General features: G+C 41.8%; 14 protein-coding genes and 3 pseudogenes. 10 read left to right on the plus strand and 7 right to left on the minus strand.

The window, feature by feature from the left end:
• Window positions 1–53: 53 nt before the first annotated feature.
• On the minus strand, window positions 54–1,406 hold the full coding sequence (locus C942_RS03665) for a metal-dependent hydrolase family protein (protein WP_007462599.1): 1,353 nt from the start codon (window positions 1,404–1,406) through the stop codon (window positions 54–56).
• Window positions 1,407–1,650: 244 nt separating this feature from the next.
• Between C942_RS03665 and C942_RS03670 the strand changes: the two genes are divergently transcribed.
• The 4 genes from C942_RS03670 to C942_RS03685 all read left to right on the plus strand — a co-directional run bounded on the left by C942_RS03670 (window position 1,651) and on the right by C942_RS03685 (window position 4,750).
• On the plus strand, window positions 1,651–2,670 hold the full coding sequence (locus C942_RS03670; protein ID WP_007462601.1) for a helix-turn-helix domain-containing protein: 1,020 nt from the start codon (window positions 1,651–1,653) through the stop codon (window positions 2,668–2,670).
• 96 nt (window positions 2,671–2,766) lie between these two features.
• Entirely contained in the window at window positions 2,767–3,363 is a 597-nt protein-coding gene (locus C942_RS03675; RefSeq protein WP_036798663.1) for a tyrosine-type recombinase/integrase, read from the plus strand.
• A gap of 165 nt (window positions 3,364–3,528) precedes the next feature.
• Window positions 3,529–3,843, plus strand: a complete 315-nt coding sequence (locus C942_RS03680) for a hypothetical protein (RefSeq protein ID WP_157372544.1) — start codon at window positions 3,529–3,531, stop codon at window positions 3,841–3,843.
• A 25-nt stretch (window positions 3,844–3,868) separates the two neighbouring features.
• The gene (locus tag C942_RS03685; RefSeq protein ID WP_232428133.1) at window positions 3,869–4,750 is read left to right on the plus strand and encodes a DUF4238 domain-containing protein; all 882 of its coding nucleotides are present in this window, start codon (window positions 3,869–3,871) and stop codon (window positions 4,748–4,750) included.
• A 225-nt stretch (window positions 4,751–4,975) separates the two neighbouring features.
• Here C942_RS03685 and C942_RS03690 read toward each other — a convergent pair whose 3' ends face one another.
• On the minus strand, window positions 4,976–5,872 hold the full coding sequence (locus C942_RS03690; protein WP_007462605.1) for a hypothetical protein: 897 nt from the start codon (window positions 5,870–5,872) through the stop codon (window positions 4,976–4,978).
• 325 nt (window positions 5,873–6,197) lie between these two features.
• Between C942_RS03690 and C942_RS03695 the strand changes: the two genes are divergently transcribed.
• Together C942_RS03695 and C942_RS03700 are read left to right on the plus strand one after the other, a co-directional pair.
• The gene (locus C942_RS03695; protein ID WP_007462606.1) at window positions 6,198–7,064 is read left to right on the plus strand and encodes an IS5 family transposase; all 867 of its coding nucleotides are present in this window, start codon (window positions 6,198–6,200) and stop codon (window positions 7,062–7,064) included.
• A gap of 55 nt (window positions 7,065–7,119) precedes the next feature.
• A pseudogene (locus C942_RS03700) lies at window positions 7,120–7,443 on the plus strand (transposase); the annotation flags it as partial.
• A 188-nt stretch (window positions 7,444–7,631) separates the two neighbouring features.
• Here the strand turns inward: C942_RS03700 and C942_RS03705 are convergent.
• Window positions 7,632–8,666 (minus strand): IS110 family RNA-guided transposase, encoded by a 1,035-nt coding sequence (locus tag C942_RS03705; protein WP_007462611.1) that lies wholly within the window; start codon window positions 8,664–8,666, stop codon window positions 7,632–7,634.
• Between the two features lie 66 nt (window positions 8,667–8,732).
• On the opposite strand from C942_RS03705, the pseudogene C942_RS03710 reads away from it, so the two are divergent.
• A pseudogene (locus tag C942_RS03710) lies at window positions 8,733–9,644 on the plus strand (IS3 family transposase); the annotation flags it as partial.
• A 260-nt stretch (window positions 9,645–9,904) separates the two neighbouring features.
• On the opposite strand, the gene C942_RS03715 reads toward C942_RS03710, so the two are convergent.
• Window positions 9,905–11,773, minus strand: coding sequence for a hypothetical protein (locus C942_RS03715; protein WP_007462616.1), 1,869 nt, complete (start codon window positions 11,771–11,773; stop codon window positions 9,905–9,907).
• A 428-nt stretch (window positions 11,774–12,201) separates the two neighbouring features.
• Here C942_RS03715 and C942_RS25430 point away from each other — a divergent pair.
• From C942_RS25430 to C942_RS03725, 3 genes and pseudogenes are all read left to right on the plus strand, one after another.
• Window positions 12,202–12,312, plus strand: a pseudogene (locus C942_RS25430) (metal-dependent hydrolase); the annotation flags it as partial.
• A 24-nt stretch (window positions 12,313–12,336) separates the two neighbouring features.
• Window positions 12,337–13,923: a putative bifunctional diguanylate cyclase/phosphodiesterase gene (locus C942_RS03720; RefSeq protein WP_007462620.1), complete on the plus strand. Its 1,587-nt coding sequence runs from the start codon at window positions 12,337–12,339 to the stop codon at window positions 13,921–13,923.
• A 92-nt stretch (window positions 13,924–14,015) separates the two neighbouring features.
• Entirely contained in the window at window positions 14,016–14,438 is a 423-nt protein-coding gene (locus tag C942_RS03725) for a DUF3010 family protein (RefSeq protein ID WP_007462622.1), read from the plus strand.
• Between the two features lie 69 nt (window positions 14,439–14,507).
• Here the strand turns inward: C942_RS03725 and C942_RS03730 are convergent, their stop codons facing one another.
• The 3 genes from C942_RS03730 to gltS all read right to left on the minus strand — a co-directional run bounded on the left by C942_RS03730 (window position 14,508) and on the right by gltS (window position 17,457).
• The gene (locus tag C942_RS03730) at window positions 14,508–14,729 is read right to left on the minus strand and encodes a DUF3820 family protein (RefSeq protein ID WP_007462624.1); all 222 of its coding nucleotides are present in this window, start codon (window positions 14,727–14,729) and stop codon (window positions 14,508–14,510) included.
• 85 nt (window positions 14,730–14,814) lie between these two features.
• On the minus strand, window positions 14,815–15,981 hold the full coding sequence (manA, locus tag C942_RS03735) for a mannose-6-phosphate isomerase, class I (protein ID WP_007462627.1): 1,167 nt from the start codon (window positions 15,979–15,981) through the stop codon (window positions 14,815–14,817).
• A gap of 255 nt (window positions 15,982–16,236) precedes the next feature.
• Window positions 16,237–17,457 carry a sodium/glutamate symporter gene (gltS, locus tag C942_RS03740; RefSeq protein ID WP_036798711.1) on the minus strand — a complete coding sequence of 407 codons (1,221 nt, stop codon included), beginning with the start codon at window positions 17,455–17,457 and terminating at the stop codon, window positions 16,237–16,239.
• Window positions 17,458–18,269 lie beyond the last annotated feature (812 nt).

An 18,269-nucleotide genomic window follows, 5' to 3' on the forward strand; every position in this document is an offset into this window, starting at 1 on the left:
GAAGAAGGAAAGGGAGAAGTATTCTCTCTTTCCTCAGTTTTGTTATATGAGTCTTACAATGTGTTCTTGTAGATCACGCCGCCTTTCATGATCAATTTCATGTTCTCTTGTGGCTTGCTTAGTAAAGAAATATCTTCTAGTGGGTTGCCATCAATTAGCAGCATGTCGGCATAAGCACCTTCTGTTATTTGACCTAGTTTACCTTCTAGGTAAGTGTGGCGCTTACCGCTTAATTCAAATAACTCTGCATTTAAGCTGGTCGCTTGTTGCAAGATTTCGAAATTTGAAAAGTAATGTGTCCTTGCTACAAACTCTTGATTTTGCATCGCTTGCTTTGATGGAGGACCAAATAAATCTGTGCCCCAGGCAATTTTTACACCGTACTTTTTAGCAAGTTTTAGTACCTCTTCAGACTCCTTATTAACTTTCCTCATTTTTGGTTCACTAGGCGTGCCAACGATATTGAGTTGTTCAGGAGTCATTCTAAATAGTAATGCCTGTGGTGATAACCAAACGTCTTTTTCTGCCATTAGTTTGATGGTTTCTTCAGTTAGAAAAGGACCGTGCTCAATGGATCTTACGCCAGCACGTACTGCCTGGTTTACTGCATAATCTGTATAGGCATGTACCGCAACATATGTGCCCCAATGCTTTGCTTCCGTTACAATTGCGGAAAGTTCTTCATACGTATATTGGGTGGTATCTAATGGGTCAAAGTAGCTAGATACGCCCCCTCCCGCCATCACTTTAATTTGTGAAGCTCCTGAACGGAGTACCTCACGAGCCGCTTTTTGAACTTCTGGTACACCATCAGCCACGTATGACCAACCCAATAGCGCAGCTTTATCAGGAATACCTGTAAAACTATTCTGAATTTTAAACTTTGAAGTCGCCAAGTCACCGTGCCCTGAAGTTTGGCTAATAAATGCTCCTGAATGTAGTACACGAGGGCCTGGCACTAAGCCTTCATCTATAGCTTGCTTAATACCTGCACTAGGACCACCAACATCACGAACCGTAGTGTAACCACGGAGCAACATATCTTTAGCAGATACTACAGATTGTGCGCCAACATAACCCCAATTATCTTCGTAAATGCTGACATTTGGTGCTGCATTTATCATGAGGTGAACGTGTGAATCTAGAAGCCCTGGCATCAATGTTTTATCTTTACCATTAATCACTTGAGAATTTTCAAGAGCAGCAACATCTTCACCGATGGCAATGATTTTGTCCCCCTGAACTAGAACATCTAAGTCATTGTAGAGCTTGTTATCTAGACCATTAAAAACATTAACATCTTGAAATAGCACTGACGGTAATTTGTCTTCTGCAAAGACAAAAGGGGTCGTTAAGAGTGTAGTAACAGCAAGTGCTGATAATAAAGGCTTGTTAAAAAGTGACACATGTGCCTCCAAATTTCTTTTGGTTGGGAATCGTTTGATTATCGACTTAATGGTGTAAGCCATTGTAACTGTTAGATATTTACGGTAATGGTTGTGCCTGTCTGTTTGTCAAAGTAGGATTTGTATTTCTGCGGTTCATAATCTGAAACAAATTGTTTGAGTAACATAGTTATAATAGTCATCGAACAAAATTAATGGAGCCATTTTGCGACAAGGCAATACAAACTTTGAATTGGAGGATTCAATGAAGTCAGCCTACATTGAGCTTATTCAAAAGAGCTATTTCGTTAACTTCGTCGCCGAAGTATCGAAAAGAGTCGACGTGTTAAACATATCAGAAGTTCCAAAGGATGCTTTGGATAGGCAACATTCTGGGATTTCTCAACTTTCCCCTAAAGAATTTAAGAATATTTTTGAGCAACTGGCGCAAAAACTCACGCCACAGCAATTTGATTCGCTGCTTAGTGAGGTTAGCAATACCAATCTAGTGCCTAATTTATTAAAGCTTGTCCCAGCAAACACTTCATTGTTTGATTCACTGAATGCAGTTGGTGATGCCTTGAAAATTTACTACGGTGACAGCCAAGTGTCATTGGAGTTCATTGGCAAAAACTGGTGGTTGATTCGTCAAAGGGAATTTGAGGATAGGCCGTGGTTTAAAGCCTCTGAGATTTTCACCTTTATTATGTTCAAAGAGATCATCAACGCGCTGGTGGGAAAAGAAGTTAACTTTGAGTATGTGGCGATTCAAAGTGACAATGAACTCATTGAGAGAGTTCGTAAAATTAAAGGACTAGAGCACACTCAGGTGATGTGTGAAAGGCCTGCAACAGGTATCTCTATCCCTTCGAGTATCCTTCCACAAAATCCAGAGCATAAAGAAGCATGGGTGTTACAAGGTGCTCGAACATCAAGTCCAGATGAATTTTTAAAGGCGTTCAAAGCTGCGATTAGACCATATATCTCCTCAGGTAAGTTGCCGATTGATTTTGCCGCAGAGTTGACTGGGCTAGGAGTACGAACCTTACAGCGTCATCTAAAACTATGCGGAACAACCTTTCGACAAGTTAACGATAGCATTCTCATTGAGTATGCATGTGAGATCCTACTAGACACTAATTGGACAGTTCATCAAATAGCGATAAATTTGGGTTATTCGGACACCTCTCATTTTGCAAGAGCATTTAGAAAGTCTATGAATTGTTCACCCAAGAAGTATCGACTCATGAATTCCAAAGATTGTAACGCTAGATTTGATACTTAGTTTTCTTAATCCATTCTGTCCATGGGGGGCTTGGCTGTGACGTCATGCTAGCTTTCCTAGAATCCTAGTTGGCCAATCACTCAAAAGGAGGTCAACATGAGGAAGCAATCATCTGGGGCATGTAGCGGTATAAAAAGGCCATTCAAACTTGAAGAAATCTGGCGAATAAGAACTCGACTAGAACTTGAGAACGACTTGATGCAGCTTGCGCTACTTAATCTGGCTATTGATAGTAAATTGAGAGCCAGCGATTTACTAAAACTCCATGTATACGATGTTTCATCTCAAGGAGTGATTCATGAGAGGGTGCAATGCGTTCAGCAGAAAACTGGTACTGATGTGCATTACGAGATCACACCAAGAACGCAGCAAAGTATTAGTCGTTGGATCTATTCATCATCCCTAGTAGCAAGCAGTTACCTTTTCCCTAGTGCTCGTCGAAAGGATCAACCTATCAGCTACTCGTTTTATCGTTCAATAATCAGGAATTGGGCAAGCAAACTGGGGTTGAATGAAGATTATTACGGAACGCATTCCATGCGTCGCACTAAAGCCACATTAATCTACGCTAGGACAAAGAACATCCGGGCTGTGCAACTCTTGTTGGGTCATTCTAAGTTAGATAATACTATTCGCTATCTTGGCGTTGAGTTGGAAGATGCTCTGAGGCTTTCAGAACAAACCGACTGCTAGAAATGGCAATTCAGGCTTTTCAATGTACTGAAAAGCCTGTGCCCCATTATTGTTTAGAGCGTTGCCATCTCTCACTTCATCAAATCATCATTTGACCTACTTTTCCTAATGTAGGTATGGTGTGTGATACTCGCTGCATAAATTGAGACTGAAGATAGGGTGAAAATGAAAAAGTGGCTATTTGGGTTATTTTTGATTTCGTTTAGTGCTGTAGGTCAAGAATTTACCTATGAAACAACTGAAATTATGGATAAACATAAAGACCCACGTAACTCCCAGCGTAGCATTGTGACTCTTTTAATGGCAGATAGCTTTGATAGGTCATATTCAGTAGAGTGTACTTACTATCAAGTCACAGGCGCAGATAGCAAAGTTATAGCGTCCACAAACCATATTGCATTAAAAGCTACACCTGAGTGGACTGTGAAAGCTAGAGTTGATGATATTGATTTCGCCATCTGCAAAGGCGTCAAAAAATAATGATTAAGGTGATACGTTGGATTCAGTGAAGCACCACTATGTACCTCAGCTGTACTTGAGGGGGTTTACTGCCGATAATGGCAGGCTCCAAGTCTATGATAAGAAACACAATAATTTCAAAAAAGACAAGGAGACACCTAAAACAGTCCTTTTTGAGAAACACCGTAATACTATAGAAGTAAATGGTGTTCGTACTGACAAACTTGAAAAGTTATACAGCTCTATTGAAACACCTCTAGGTCAACTTTTTGATAAAATTAGAAAGGGAATATCGCAAGAAGAGTTGATAACTGAAAATGGCATTTATTTGCTAAAAATATTTGTTGCAACTCAATTTTGGCGGATGCCACTACTGGATTTTTTCGCTGATGATTACATAAGAAAATTAGATTTAAGCCAGTTCGGCGACCGCATTACTGTCAACAATGAACCTATAGGACAAGTTCAAGAAATAACTCAACTAATAGAAAGCAGTAAAGGTTTTCGCCATTCTTTCCGTAGTTTCTATTTGCCTTTGTTAACGTTTGACTTGCGAGTACACAAGAGCGATTTTGATTGCTGGAGACTACATACCGTATCGCCTGAATTTGGTTGTTGGGATAATTTTTTAACAGGCGATAATCCATTAATATTCGAGGATGTCGCTGAGATGTTCTCCTTTAAATCTAAATTCATATTGCCATTGTCGAAGACTCAACTTGTGACTTACTCTCCAAGCAGAAACAACCATGGTGAATTTCCGCCCATTTTTAGTACCAAGCTGGCTATGGTCATGAATTCTCAAAGCCAAAAGTATCTTGTTGGGGCAAATAGAGAGTACATGGCAAAGATAATTGAGCTACAAGAAAGCATGTATGGCTCAGAAGGTCTTTATAATCTTCGACAAGAGTTATTTGAGTACTTATGAAGCAGTCAGACGATGTTGGCAGAAGGTCTGTGGTAGCATTCGTAATACCTCTGCTTATGCGAACTTAATCGAGCTATCAATAGTTGCTAATTCAGAATTTCCTAAAGTGATTTGGGTGACGCTAAAGCTCAGATTGTACGTTCTGGTTAAGTAGAGCCACCAAAACTGCCAGATGGTGTATGAGTTAGTACAATTCATGTTTTTAAGTACTGTTTAGCTTTCTAATCAGAGAGTTGAACATTCTTTAACAAAGTCAGAATATAATGGCTTAAATCCCTGAACATCATACGAAAATATGGCACGACCCTCACCGTGCCAATCTAGCTCAAGTTTTACAATATCCTTTCCTGTCAGCTTCTTAGAAAGCCAGTCAGGGTATCTAACATGCATGAATTTGCTTCCCCACTCTTGGGTCATTGTTATGTTTTCTAGCTCATCGTCAAAGCTAATTCTTGACTTTGAAAGGCTATAGCCACTTTTAGTTTGGTCGTTTCTTATGTTAGGTTGATTACTAAACCAAAAATATGCCCACTTACTTTTACTGTTGCAACCAAAGTAGATAGCACTTTCCGTGCCAGTGTATGGAAATGACATTGGTTTTATTGTTGTACCAACTCTAGAACTCAAGTAAATACTTTTCTCCTGAGTCATTTCATCAGTTGAAACTCGATATGACCACGCCGATTTACTGCGTTCTATATTTTTATTGTTTTTAGATTTAATCTTGCTTTCGTAATAAGCAATTTTGTCTATGAAGACTTGATTATCTGGCTCCATGCAAGATAGTTTTTTATAGCCATCAAGGTTGCCATATAAGTCAGCATCAGGAAGTCCTTGTGTATTTGAGAGAGTGTTACTTTTATACTTTTTTAAGTATTGCTCAAAGTCATCTTGTTCGGGTGTGCTTTTATTACCAAAGTATAGGCCACACCAGTTTTTTTTGTTGATGTTTGGGTAGTCACCAAGATTGATTTGGCTTGATCTATTTTCCCACAGCAACTCTATCTGGTTATCCCATTCATTTACTTTGTTAGATGTTTTATCTTTTTCAGCCAATCCCATCCCATAAACAATCACTCCACCAATAACCGTAGCAAAGATTAAAAAGTTCCCTTTTCCCATTGGCTCTGCCTCTAGTATCCATCATGTTGCTTATCATTGATAGGATGCCAGCTTCCTCTATATAAAACTATTACGTCTGTCATAAATATACTACGGTATGTAGCGGTATGACTAATTGGGTCACGAGAATGGAGGTTGCCCATAATCAAAGTAATTCGTGAACTGCTAAATTAGCAAAGCCACTGACAACCTTTTGTCCACTTCCGTGCCAGTCAATCATCCTGGCACGCTTTTGCCCCATTATCGGCTTTGTTGAACAAATCAAAGTGAACTTTTTCTATCCTCAATGATCTGATCGAAGAGCTATCTCAGACAGGTCTTTTCCATGGAACAAGCCGTTTATCGAACAAGCAACTGGAAAGAGTACAACCAAGCATTGATTAATCGAGGCTCACTGACGTTTTGGATCGATGAGGAAGCGATTAGCTCCTGGATATGCTCTGAACATCATGGCAATCGTGGCCGCAGCAACTTGTATTCGGACACAGCTATCACGACAACACTAATGGTAAAGCGGCTGTTTAACCTGTCGCTTCGCGCCGTCCAAGGCTTTATGGACTCAGTGTTTTCTCTGATGAAAGTACCACTCACTTGCCCTCATTACACCAGTATTAGTAAACGAGCCAAAACGGTCGATGTATCCATCAAGATGCCTGCTCGGGGGGAAATTCGTCACCTTGCCATTGATGCCACTGGCCTAAAAGTCTTTGGTGAAGGCGAGTGGAAAATGAAGAAACATGGCAAAGAGCGACGTCGTGTTTGGCGAAAGCTCCATCTCGCCGTTGATGCTGATACTCATCAAATTGTTTGCGCTGAGCTTTCCTTGTCTACGGTGACTGATGGTGAAACAATGCCCACATTGTTGAATCAGACATACCGAAAAATTAAAGCGATATCAGGCGACGGAGCCTATGACACCAGGCTGTGCTATCAAGCCATCAAACGGAAAAAGGCACAACCACTCATTCCTCCCCGAGCCGGTGCTGCCTATTGGGAGCACGGCCATCCGAGAAACTGTGCTGTAGCAAACCAGCGTATCCATGGTAATAACGAGCACTGGAAAAAGACCAGTGGTTACCACGATAGATCGATATCCGAAACGGCCATGTCTAGATACAAGCGACTACTTGGGCCTGCTTTAAGCTTGCGGGATTACAACGCTCAGGTCGGTGAAGTGAAGTGGCATAGTTAATTTGGCCACCTGATTAGAGGTGATATCATCACCTCGGAAGTTAACAGGTGACACAATGACTAAACGTACCAGAAGAACATTTAGCCCCGAATTTAAACTTGAAGCCGCGCAATTAGTTCTTGACCAGAGCTACTCAGTAGCTGAAGCAGCCAAGGCAATGAATGTAGGTAAATCCACCATGGATAAGTGGGTTCGCCAACTCAAAGAAGAGCGGCAAGGCATTTCACCTAAAGCTTCTCCGATGACAGCAGAGCAAATCGAGATCCGAGAGTTGAAGAAGAAACTGGCTCGCCTCGAAGAACATAATGAAATATTAAAAAATGTATGGTCTGCTCCTGAATTGCAAGAGAAGTTCGATTCCAGAAGTCGTTTGCGTCAATGTATCCGGCCTATTCGCGAGCAATCTTTGTACTCTGGCCTTGATGGGATCCGCACATCACCGTCCTAATAAAGCTTTCAGTCACGATAGACTGCTTTTTTAGCCAGGCTTCAGTGATGTGGGATTAACGCTTCTTTCATCAGTTTTCTTCCGCAAAACATAGGATAGCTATTGTTGTAGTGGATGCTTTATACAGCGCTCGGGTATGCCTGATATTCTCGGCCAGAGGTTAATACTTTCCAGCAGATACGAATGAGTTTGTTTGCCAACGCAATAAGAACCACATGGTGATGATGTGAGGCCTCCAGTCTGCCAATCCACTTCCCAAGAGAAGACTGCTCTCGATTCATGTGAATTTTCAATGCTTTTGCTCCTTGGATAACCAGCGTTCGTAAGTAGGTGTTACCTCGTTTACTGATGCTCCCGAGGTTAGACTTTCCTCCGGTCGAATATTGCTTCGGTACCAAACCCAACCAGGCTGACATATCCCTTGCTCGTTTGAACTGGTTTCCGCTGCCAACAGCCGCAATCAAAGCCGTTGATACGATTGGGCCGATGCCGGGTACTGTGCTTATCAACTTGCATTGTTCGGAGGCGATTGCTGCCTGCTTCAATAATTCACTCATCTCGTCTATCTGAACATCAAGGTACTGCCAGCGTTCTCGTAAACGAAAAACTAAGGCACGCATGAAATCTGGCAATCCATTGTCAGCATCTTCCAAAATACTTGGAAGGGCTCGTTCAAATACCTTCCGTCCTACAGGTACTGTTATACCGTATTCCAACAAAAGTGCGCGCATCTGATTAACAACAGCTGTTCGTTCCGTAATAAATCTCTGTCGGACTCGGTGTGTTGCCTGCAACGCAAGCTGTTCATCAGTTTTTAATGGCACACAGCGCATAGAGCCACGACTACCAGCTTCGGCAATCGCAGCGGCGTCATTGAAGTCGTTCTTATTTGATTTCAAGTAAGGTTTTACAAACTGTGCCGGGATTATCTTCACTTCAAAGCCGGCATCAGCAAACATGCGCCCCCAATACTGAGAGCCAGGGCATGCTTCAAAACACACGGTTGTTGGCGGCGTATTGATGACAAACTTTTTCATTTGGCTTCGAGTTAGCTTTTGTCTGGAGAGAATGTGTCCCTGTTTATCCATCGCAATAATGTGAAAACAGTTTTTGCCCAGGTCGATACCATAAATGTACACGTTTGAGTTGGTCATAATATATCTCCTTCATCAGCCCTACATTCAGCATAAGAAGTTCGGGGGGAGCAGACCATCCCATTAGGCTACCGCTCTCTTGATGTCCGACTCGCTGAACAATTCTCGCTAGTCGAGAAACTCAAGCAGAGCCACAGTGTATCTACACTTTGTGATGTATTCAGCATCCATCGAAGCAGTTACAAATATTGGTCTGGCCGCCCCAAGGCGATTAATTCTGATTTCGTCGAGTTATGTAGCGAAGTTAAAGCCGCGTACCGCATCAGTAATGGCTCCGCGGGGGCTCGGACTATTGCAGAGATCGTTACGGCAAAAGGAATACCACTGAGCCGTTATCGTGCTAGTAAGTTAATGAAAAAGCTTGGCTTAATAAGCTGTCAGTTGCCTAAGCATGCTTACAAGAAAGCTACTCAAGAACACGTTGAAGTAGCTAATAAATTAGACCGCCAGTTCGCCGTGACGGAGCCGAACCAAGTCTGGTGCGGTGATGTCACGTATATTTGGGTTGGAACGCGCTGGGCTTATTTAGCCGTTGTTATCGACCTTTTTGCAAGAAAACCCGTCGGTTGGGCAATGTCACTATCACCGGATACTAATTTAACAGCCAAAGCTCTATCGATGGCTTTTGAAGCCAGAGGAAAACCGCAAAATGTAATGTTCCATAGTGATCAAGGCTCGCATTATACCAGTTTGAAATTTCGACAATTACTCTGGCGATATCAGATTGAGCAAAGCATGAGCCGTCGAGGAAACTGTTGGGATAATAGCCCGATGGAGCGCTTCTTTCGAAGCTTAAAAACGGAATGGGTACCATCAATAGGCTATGAGAGTTTTGCTCAGGCACAGCGTTTCATTACGAAGTACATCACAGGATATTACAGCGAGATCAGGCCACATCAATATAACGGTGGTCTGACACCAAATGAATCAGAACGGTTGTTCTGGGATGACTCTAAAACCGTGGCCAATTTTAGTTGACCACTTCAAAGCCCTTGCTGCCGTCCGTGCGTTGAACAAATTAACAGGGCTAGGTATGCCTGAAACTCAGCGAATTAAATAATTAGCTACTTAATGTGGCTTGATCCGTTTGCTTTAGGATTTGATCAACAAAGCCCCCATTATCATTTAGTATAACTACTCTTCATAGCTTACTATTAAACCTAACTGACTTTTTACCATCAGTGTGCAAAGCAAGTTCTGGCATAGATCTGCGCTCTATATATGAGCGCAGTTTACTACTAGTTGGATAAAGACTTAAATGTTTTCTGATAGTTGTGCAGTAAAACAATATCTTCACTAGCCCCATGGTTAATTGAGTTTAACTTCGTAAATATGTGACTATTACTTACAGAACTTGCATTCACACATAGGTAATTAAGCAACCAAACACCAAATGGCACCAATCCACCGACAACTGCTCCTTGAGGCCCGAAAAGGCCTAATGCAGCACCTGCACCTACTAACGCAGGTAAAAAGCCTTTTAAATCAAATCTAGAGAGTTTGTCTTCCGAGCGTTCAATAGATCTAATCTGCTTATTAATTACATATAACTCTTTTTCTAACTCTTCAGACGTTAGGCTAGAGTAACGAGCTATGATGTCAGCTATTCGATCATCATGAATTTCGGACAACTCATCATCCAATGATAATATACTCATATCATTGTTAACAGCTAAAATCGCGCCAAGCAGAGTCTCTAATTGTGATTCCATTAACCCATCGGAGACTGGCTTTACACCATTATATAGCGATGTAACCAACTGACATGAATTAATTTCAGAATATTTTTCAGAGTCAAAAGGAACATGATGAGCCCCTAACCCTTGAGAGAACTCAAAACTTGAAGCTGCCGTGTGTATTTCTGGAGCTAAACGTGCAGAATCGCCACTTGCTAGCAATGTTGCAAAACCTGCTAATCCAGCTTTATACACACTTGTAGCGCCTTCTCTATTAATAACATATTCAAAATCTGCCCATTGTCGTGCCACAAGTTTAGCTAAGTGACGAAGCGTTGGGTTCGAGGATGATACCAAAGGCCTTATAAATTCTTGTTGAGCATCTCCAGAAAAAGAATACCCTAGAAATCTAGTTCGCTTCTGAATACCATTTAATGTACTAGCAGCAAGTCTCCTTGAAAATATTAGAGCATTTCTATCTACAGACAAGATATCCGACATCAATTGATTGTCATACCGAACGATTGACTGTGGAACAACAAATCTTAACCTTCCTCGAGAAATTAGCTCTTGCATTTCAAACTTAGAGATCTGAAATGAATTAAAAAAACTATTACTATTGGACATTCCACTCATTGGCAGAGCGATAATTACCTGTCTGTACAACGTCAAGTAATTTCTTAAATTTTGCCTAGGGAAAACACTTGCATCAACAAAGCAAGATTGATGGCTGCTTCTAAATCCTTCAGGAAGTAGACTGCTCCGCCCTTCAATTTCACCACTAAACACTTTGTATCTATTTGTTAACCAAAAATCCTCATCTTCTTCCAATTGTTCGAGTACTATTGTTGAATATTGGTTTGAAACTAACCCACTGCTTATCAGAATTAGGTTGTTACTAACATTGGGTTTGAAATCTATCACCCCAGGATAATCCTTAATGTCGGAATCAACTTCAAATTGATAATCATAACCTTCGAAACCAGCAGCTTCACAAATGAGCTGTATTTCTGACTTCTCGTCAACACTTAACTCTCTACGAACTGTTAATTTGAATATATTTGTTCCCCATTTAAAGTCAAAATGGAATGGATGGTACTTTTTGGGTATATGAAGGTTTAAAACTTGCGCGGCTTCGTTATGTGTATAACCTTCACCGTTTTGCCTTATGCGTTCATTGACTGTCCTTAAGGGGACTTTTTTCATTGAATTATCGAGACAATTAACAATACTAAATGGTGGGGATGCTAAAGCACGAAATTCTTCATATGTTCGTTCGAGCAGCTCTCTTTCCGCTTCATTACTATATTTTACTACTGCAAAAAGTTCACTTTCATTCGAGTACAGCCCTAAATGCTCAAACTCAATAGTCCTTAACTGGAACTCTTCATATTCTCGCCTGATATTGTCCATTATAGGTATCGTATACATTAGCGCTTAACCATCCACTAGTACTAAAGCTTTCATATTAATACACATGCGTATGGCCCGAAAGAAAAAAGTAGTAGGGACACGTCTTGACTCTCTCTTATCTAAGTTTTGCCCTACTTTACCTAATGCTATGGGCTAGATTTGGTTAATTACTCTACCTCATTTCTGTCCCCTTTAAAGTTACGATACCAGAGCATCACAATACCAGAGCATCAGCTGTATAATTTATTTGTGACTTGCCAGCAGAAGAGCATGAGCCACAGCAACCGATGACATTTTTATGATTTTGTTACTGGTTTGTACGGTTAGAAACAAAAAAATATGACAAAGTTAAACAGATGGTGTTCAGCTTGATATAAATCAAGTTAAGCTGTTGTTAAAAATGAGTTTGTTGTGATTTTATCATGGAATTTGTCTGATATTTTTTGCAAGCTTACTACACACTGTGTTGCCATATGGAGCCGGACTACCATCAAATCGAGTTTGATATGCGGCTCTTTCTGACTCAAATAGAGCTCTCCGGCCAGATATATCCTTGAATATAATATAAAAGAGACCAGACAATGCAGAACATTGCGCCACTATTAGTCATTCTGGGTACAGTCGTAATGATCCATGCCATAAGGCCGACATTATCTATCTGTAAGAAAGACCAACGTATTGGCTGGCGCATTGTAGCCGTAATGACTTCTCTTTTTGTTCTTGCTTACTGCTGCTACACCTATTTTCTGATTAAGCTGCCCTTTGATCATATTGAACTGTTAATCGCTCCGGTGTTCCTGTTCGGCAGTTTCTATGTCCACCTCATCACTAATCTAAGCCTGCGAAGCATCAACAAATATCAGCAAGCCGCAGTTAAAGAACATTACTGTGGGCTGCATGATGCCCTTACCGGTTTGAAAAATAGGAAATTCATGCTTCAAAGCATGAAAAGCAAAATGACGGATGCATGTCCGTTTGCTTTGATGCTGCTCGACCTCGATAAATTCAAACCCATTAATGATGCTTTTGGTCACCTGGCCGGAGATGCCTTACTCAAAGCTCTTGCAACACGCATGCTGGCTAATCTTCCCTCAAAAGCAGAACTTATCCGCCTTGGCGGTGATGAGTTTGCCATCATTCTCCCTTACGCTGATGCCCAGGAAATAGATAACTGCATCAAACAGCTGCAAAACAGCATCAGACATAAGTTTCTGGTTCGGGGAACCGTCGTACACGTCGACATGAGTATTGGTATTGCCTGCTACCCCTCTCAATCCAGCTCAATTACCGAACTCATAAAATGTGCTGACCTGGCTATGTACGAAGCGAAGAAAAGCCATTACAGCTTCTGCTATTACTCCGCCAGTTACCAACCAAGTTCTAAGCAGCACATGCAGCTAATCGATAAGATCCGAAATGCGATAGAAAAAAAAGAATTCTCGCTGCATTTCCAACCAATCTACATTCCCGGCACTAAAGAAATATACAGTGTCGAGGCCTTGATACGTTGGCAACAACCGGACGGAAGATATATATCACCCTCTCTATTCATCCCTGTGGCTGAAAAAGCCGGACTGGTTTCGGCAATTTCAAAGCTAGTGATCCATCAGTCATTTCAGCAGCTTTCACGGTGGCAAGAACAAGGTTTCTCGCCACGACTTCAACTCAACTTGTCAGCCCATGATCTGGGAGACAACCAGTTAGTTGAATATATCCAAGCACGTTTAGAGCGTTTCGATGTCGATCCCGGACATGTCGTACTGGAAATCACCGAAAGTGCGATGATGAGAGATATTCAAACAGCCAAAGCAACGATGACTTCACTGTATAAATTAGGGCTGACTCTGTGTGTTGATGACTTTGGTGCAGGATACACATGCCTAACAATGCTGAGCGATCTGCCGATAAAGCAGATAAAAATCGACAGTCGCTATGTTATTGAGATGAGCAGAAAGAATAATAACTTCCAGATTATTTCCTCTGTGGCTTTCCTCGCTAAAAACATTGGTGCAGAGGTTGTCATTGAAGGTATTGAAAACGAAGGACAACTCAAGCGACTCAGTTCAATCCCAAATGCACTTTTACAGGGCCACTTTCTTTGCGAGCCGATGTGTGCACGAGATATTGAAGCTCATCTTCAACAGGAACAGCTTCTGTATATCGATTAACGATTTTTCATACGAAAGATAAAGTTAAAAATCTGACACAGAACACAGTTTTAGCCTACAATGTAGCGCTAACAAAATATCTAGGTGTTTACATGAAAATTTGTGCTGTTGAGCTACGAAGCAACGAAGCGGTTATCTGCCTACTTTCTATGTCGAACGGGTTATTTGATATCCCTGAGTGCCGAACTCAAAAGTTCATCATGAAAGATTCTCTCGACAACGTTGAGATGCGAGATTTCCAGTTTGCGTTCAAAAAACTGCTTGAAGATTACAAAGTTGATCGCGTAGTGATCCGCACTCGTGAAACTCGCGGCAAATTTGCAGGCAGCGCGGTTGGTTTCAAACTGGAAGCAGCTATCCAGCTAATTGATGACATCTATGTTGATTTCATCTCAAACTCAGAAATCAAACAAAAGCTGAAGCGTAACCCGCTGGCAATCGACTTCCGAGCAACTGGCCTGCGTCAGTTCCAGGAAGCAGCCTTCACAACAGGCTATGCTTACCTGAGCAAATAATACAAAAAGGGGGGGAGAATCAATGATTCTCCCCCCCTTTCCACTTAACATTCTGTCGACTCTGATATTTCAGGACTCAGGACGCTTTAACGGCCTGATCACCGACTCCAAGCCTTCAATTTTGAATTCAAGTGCCAGCGCCATCAGCGTTCCCAACTCCCCTTCCGGGAAACCTTTCTTCTGAAACCACAGTAAATATTCTTCAGGCAAGTCAATAATCGCCCTACCACTGTATTTACCAAATGGCATCCTGACATTAGCCAGTTTCACTAAGTGTTCTTTCTGAAACATGATGATCTCCTTAGCTGTCAGGATCGCCGATCAGTCATGCCGTTGCAACAAACAGAGTCAAGCATACAACCGCAAACTTAATTCATTAGTTATAGGCGCGGGCAAAACGACCAGCAGTGCTTGCTTTATAACTACCCGCATAAGCAGGAATAAACACGGATTCGCCTTTTTCCAACGTCAAAACTTCACCGTTAGCATGAGCCACCGTCAGTGGGGCATCAACAGCCAGCAAAATTTCTGCACTTGCCGGTTTCAGCTCAGTCTCCTGGACCTTGCTATATACGCTGAACTTAAAGTCAGGCACAGGGATCGGATAATGCAGACCGTCCTCAGACTGTTCTGGTGCAAGCAGCAAAGTACCTGCCGGCATTGGAACGAAACGAGTATTCGCCACCAGCTCAGCAACATCCATATGCTTTGGTGTTAAACCAGCACGAAGAACGTTGTCTGAGTTTGCCATGATCTCCAGACCTGTACCTTTGATGTAAGCATGAGGTGTACAAGCGTCGAGGAACATTGCTTCACCCGGCTGAAGCGTCAGAACGTTCAGCATTAACGGAGAAAACAGACCAATGTCACCCGGGTACTGCTCTGATAGCTCCAGAATCAGTGCAAACAGTTCATCTGACTTATGGTATTCAGCATAAGTCAGCAAGCCTTTAAGTGCGGCATCTTTCACTTCACCCTGCAGTGACAACATCGCTTCAAAGAAACAGCGCAGACCTTGCTCGTTCTGATCAGCTTCAAGTGCAGAAACCAAATCTTGTAGTTCGGAAATTTCCAGAGCGCGGAACAGGCTGACGATGTCAGCAAATTCACGGAAACCATTCATTGCCTGATAAGGCGTCAACGCATAAACCAGCTCAGGTTTATGGTTAGGATCTTTGTAGTTACGATGACCGGCACTAAGAGGGATTCCGGCTTCTTCCTCTTTAGCAAAACCGACTTCAGCCTGTGCCTTGCTTGGGTGAACCTGAATTGATAACGCTTTTTCAGCAGCCAGAACTTTAAACAGATAAGGCAATTCACCAAACTGCTTTTCAGTGGCTTCACCCAAAATAGCCGCCTTATCACCATCAATGAAATCAGCCAGACGGCTTTCATTGCCGGCTACGTCGATTTGAGAACAACCGTTAGGGTGCGCCCCCATCCAGATTTCAGCCTGAGGGTTGCCCTCCGGGTTTGCGATACCGAACAGAGACTCAATCGATGTAGTACTTCCCCACGCATAGTCTTGAATAACATTGTGCATAAGGAAAAAACACGGGGAACTTAACGTGGTCACTATTTTACCTTCCTAAAAATACTGACCACAAATGTCAAAAAGGCATGAGGTCAGTGTCTTACTGCCTCACAAGCTCGCCTGTTATTAGCGACACTCTTTAGCTGATACAGTTTTGACCCAATATTTGCTAGAGCATCAATGGTAGGTAAAATAAGGTATTGATAAAATTGGCAATTATCCTAAAAGAGCTAGGAATTTTTCCTAGCTCTTTGGCGTAAAACGTCAGAAATTATTCAGAAAATAAGGAATCACCAAGGCATTAACCAAATCGATAAAGAATGCGCACACCAGCGGCACAATAATAAATGCTAGGTGTGAATTACCGTAACGCTGGGAAACCGCAGACATGTTGGCCATCGCTGTTGGTGTTGAGCCCAGTGAGATTCCGCCAAAGCCCGAGCAAACCACAGCTGCATCGTACCCCCGCCCCATCGCAGGGAAAACAATAAAAAGATTAACCAAAACAGCGACAACAAACTGTGCGCCTAAAATGGCAAAAATCGGTCCGGCCAGATCCACCAATGTCCAGAGCTGCATACTCATCAACGACATCGCCAGAAATGTACCCAGTGAAATATCTGCGATTAATGCTACAGCAGGCTTGCGTGATGGCCACTTTGTACCGGAAATCCGAGGGTATGAATCAGGAATCAAATTGGTGATCAAAATCCCGGCGAACAAGCAGGTAACGAAAAGAGGCAGTTGTACAATATCTTCTATAGACTCATTAATAATGAAACCGAGTATCATGCAGATATGGATTGCCAAAATAGCGTCCAGAAAATCAAAGCCGGTGATTTTCCCCTCTTCAGCTTCCTCTGAAACCCCAACATCCAGCTCTTCTTTATGATCGGGTTTAAGGTCATAGCGATTGATGAGGAACTTGGCAATTGGCCCGCCCATCAAGCTAGCCAGTATCAAACCGAAAGTGGCGCAGGCGATCCCAATCTCCATCGCATTTGTAACACCAAAACCTTCAGATATCCGTGGAGCCCAGGCAATAGCCGTTCCGTGACCACCAATCAGGGAAACACTCCCGCCCAACATACCCACAGGTGTATCCAGCCCGAATAACGCTGCAACACTGATACCAGTCAGGTTCTGGACAATCACATAGCCGATAGTAATGGCAAGCAGGATAATGAGCGGTACACCGCCCTTGAGCAAATCTTTGAAGCTGGCGTTTATGCCAATCGTAGTGAAGAAGTAAACCAGCAACACATCACGCGCCATAAGGTTAAACTCAACTTCAACACCTGTAGCAATAAAAACCAAAGCAATTAAAACAGAAAACAAAATTCCGCCGGTGACAGGTTCAGGAATGCTGAACTCTCGTAAAGGCGTAAACATGTGGTTCAACCTTCGTCCGACAAACAGAACGATAATCCCCAAAGTCACAGAAAAGAAAGAGTCGATACTCAAGATTCCGCTAGCCCAATCCATCTCCATTAATTCTCTCCCTCCAGAGTGACTACTCGTCTGATTGTCAGATCACACCTCAAATTCCGCCCGCGCATATGAAATTGTTTATTTGTAAGCAAATTTAAATAAGTGATCCTTCATCATTAAATGAACTTTGATGCCTAACTTCATCCAAAGCTATAACATTTTCTCTGAATATCAACTTATCCGACTAACATTAGTCGATCATGCCAAGAGAAGAAGAAACGGAATTGAGATACAACTCTCTTTACACTTCAAGTGTCCACAAAATGAATACATTAAAACTGAGCGATGCGTAAAAATGCACTCAGCTTTTCATTCGCTTCTTATATTCTGAATACAACAGTATAAGCCGCCAAACATATGAAACAGATATAACCTTATGATATAACATAACACTTGTGTTGTATGATAATTAAAGCTGCTGATTTCGTGGCGGTGATAAAAAAGACGGTATATTTCTGATTCTACTATGCTTTTATTTGCGTAATTTTTTGAGTCATGATGAATTACAATAAAGGAACATTATTCCATTAGTCTCAAACTCAAAGTTGAACTCATTCACAATTATCCGCACAGAGGGTTTTACTTAAATAAATGACTTTTGACTTGGTTCATAATATAGAAACAACAATATTGATAGAAAAACCATATGGAACCAATTCAAGTTGTTATTTAGTACAATTATCACAATATTATTTTTGACCTATTAGTTTAAAAAACATTCGTAGTACTTTTATAAAATACACTATCAATTACAAAACCAAAGCTTCAAACCATTACTGCAACACTAATCTTTTGTTGTCAGTAAA

The sequence above is a fragment of the Photobacterium marinum genome (assembly GCF_000331515.1).
In the GTDB taxonomy this organism is placed as follows: Bacteria; Pseudomonadota; Gammaproteobacteria; order Enterobacterales; family Vibrionaceae; genus Photobacterium; species Photobacterium marinum.

Coding starts and splice junctions, on each gene's coding strand:
- C942_RS03670 (WP_007462601.1), top strand. CDS start 1,651: ATGAAGTCAGCCTACATTGAGCTTATTCAAAAGAGCTATTTCGTTAAC.
- C942_RS03675 (WP_036798663.1), top strand. CDS start 2,767: ATGAGGAAGCAATCATCTGGGGCATGTAGCGGTATAAAAAGGCCATTC.
- C942_RS03680 (WP_157372544.1), top strand. CDS start 3,529: ATGAAAAAGTGGCTATTTGGGTTATTTTTGATTTCGTTTAGTGCTGTA.
- C942_RS03690 (WP_007462605.1), bottom strand. CDS start 5,872: ATGGGAAAAGGGAACTTTTTAATCTTTGCTACGGTTATTGGTGGAGTG.
- C942_RS03695 (WP_007462606.1), top strand. CDS start 6,198: ATGGAACAAGCCGTTTATCGAACAAGCAACTGGAAAGAGTACAACCAA.
- C942_RS03705 (WP_007462611.1), bottom strand. CDS start 8,666: ATGACCAACTCAAACGTGTACATTTATGGTATCGACCTGGGCAAAAAC.
- C942_RS03715 (WP_007462616.1), bottom strand. CDS start 11,773: ATGTATACGATACCTATAATGGACAATATCAGGCGAGAATATGAAGAG.
- C942_RS03720 (WP_007462620.1), top strand. CDS start 12,337: ATGCAGAACATTGCGCCACTATTAGTCATTCTGGGTACAGTCGTAATG.
- C942_RS03725 (WP_007462622.1), top strand. CDS start 14,016: ATGAAAATTTGTGCTGTTGAGCTACGAAGCAACGAAGCGGTTATCTGC.
- C942_RS03730 (WP_007462624.1), bottom strand. CDS start 14,729: ATGTTTCAGAAAGAACACTTAGTGAAACTGGCTAATGTCAGGATGCCA.
- manA (WP_007462627.1), bottom strand. CDS start 15,981: ATGCACAATGTTATTCAAGACTATGCGTGGGGAAGTACTACATCGATT.
- gltS (WP_036798711.1), bottom strand. CDS start 17,457: ATGGATTGGGCTAGCGGAATCTTGAGTATCGACTCTTTCTTTTCTGTG.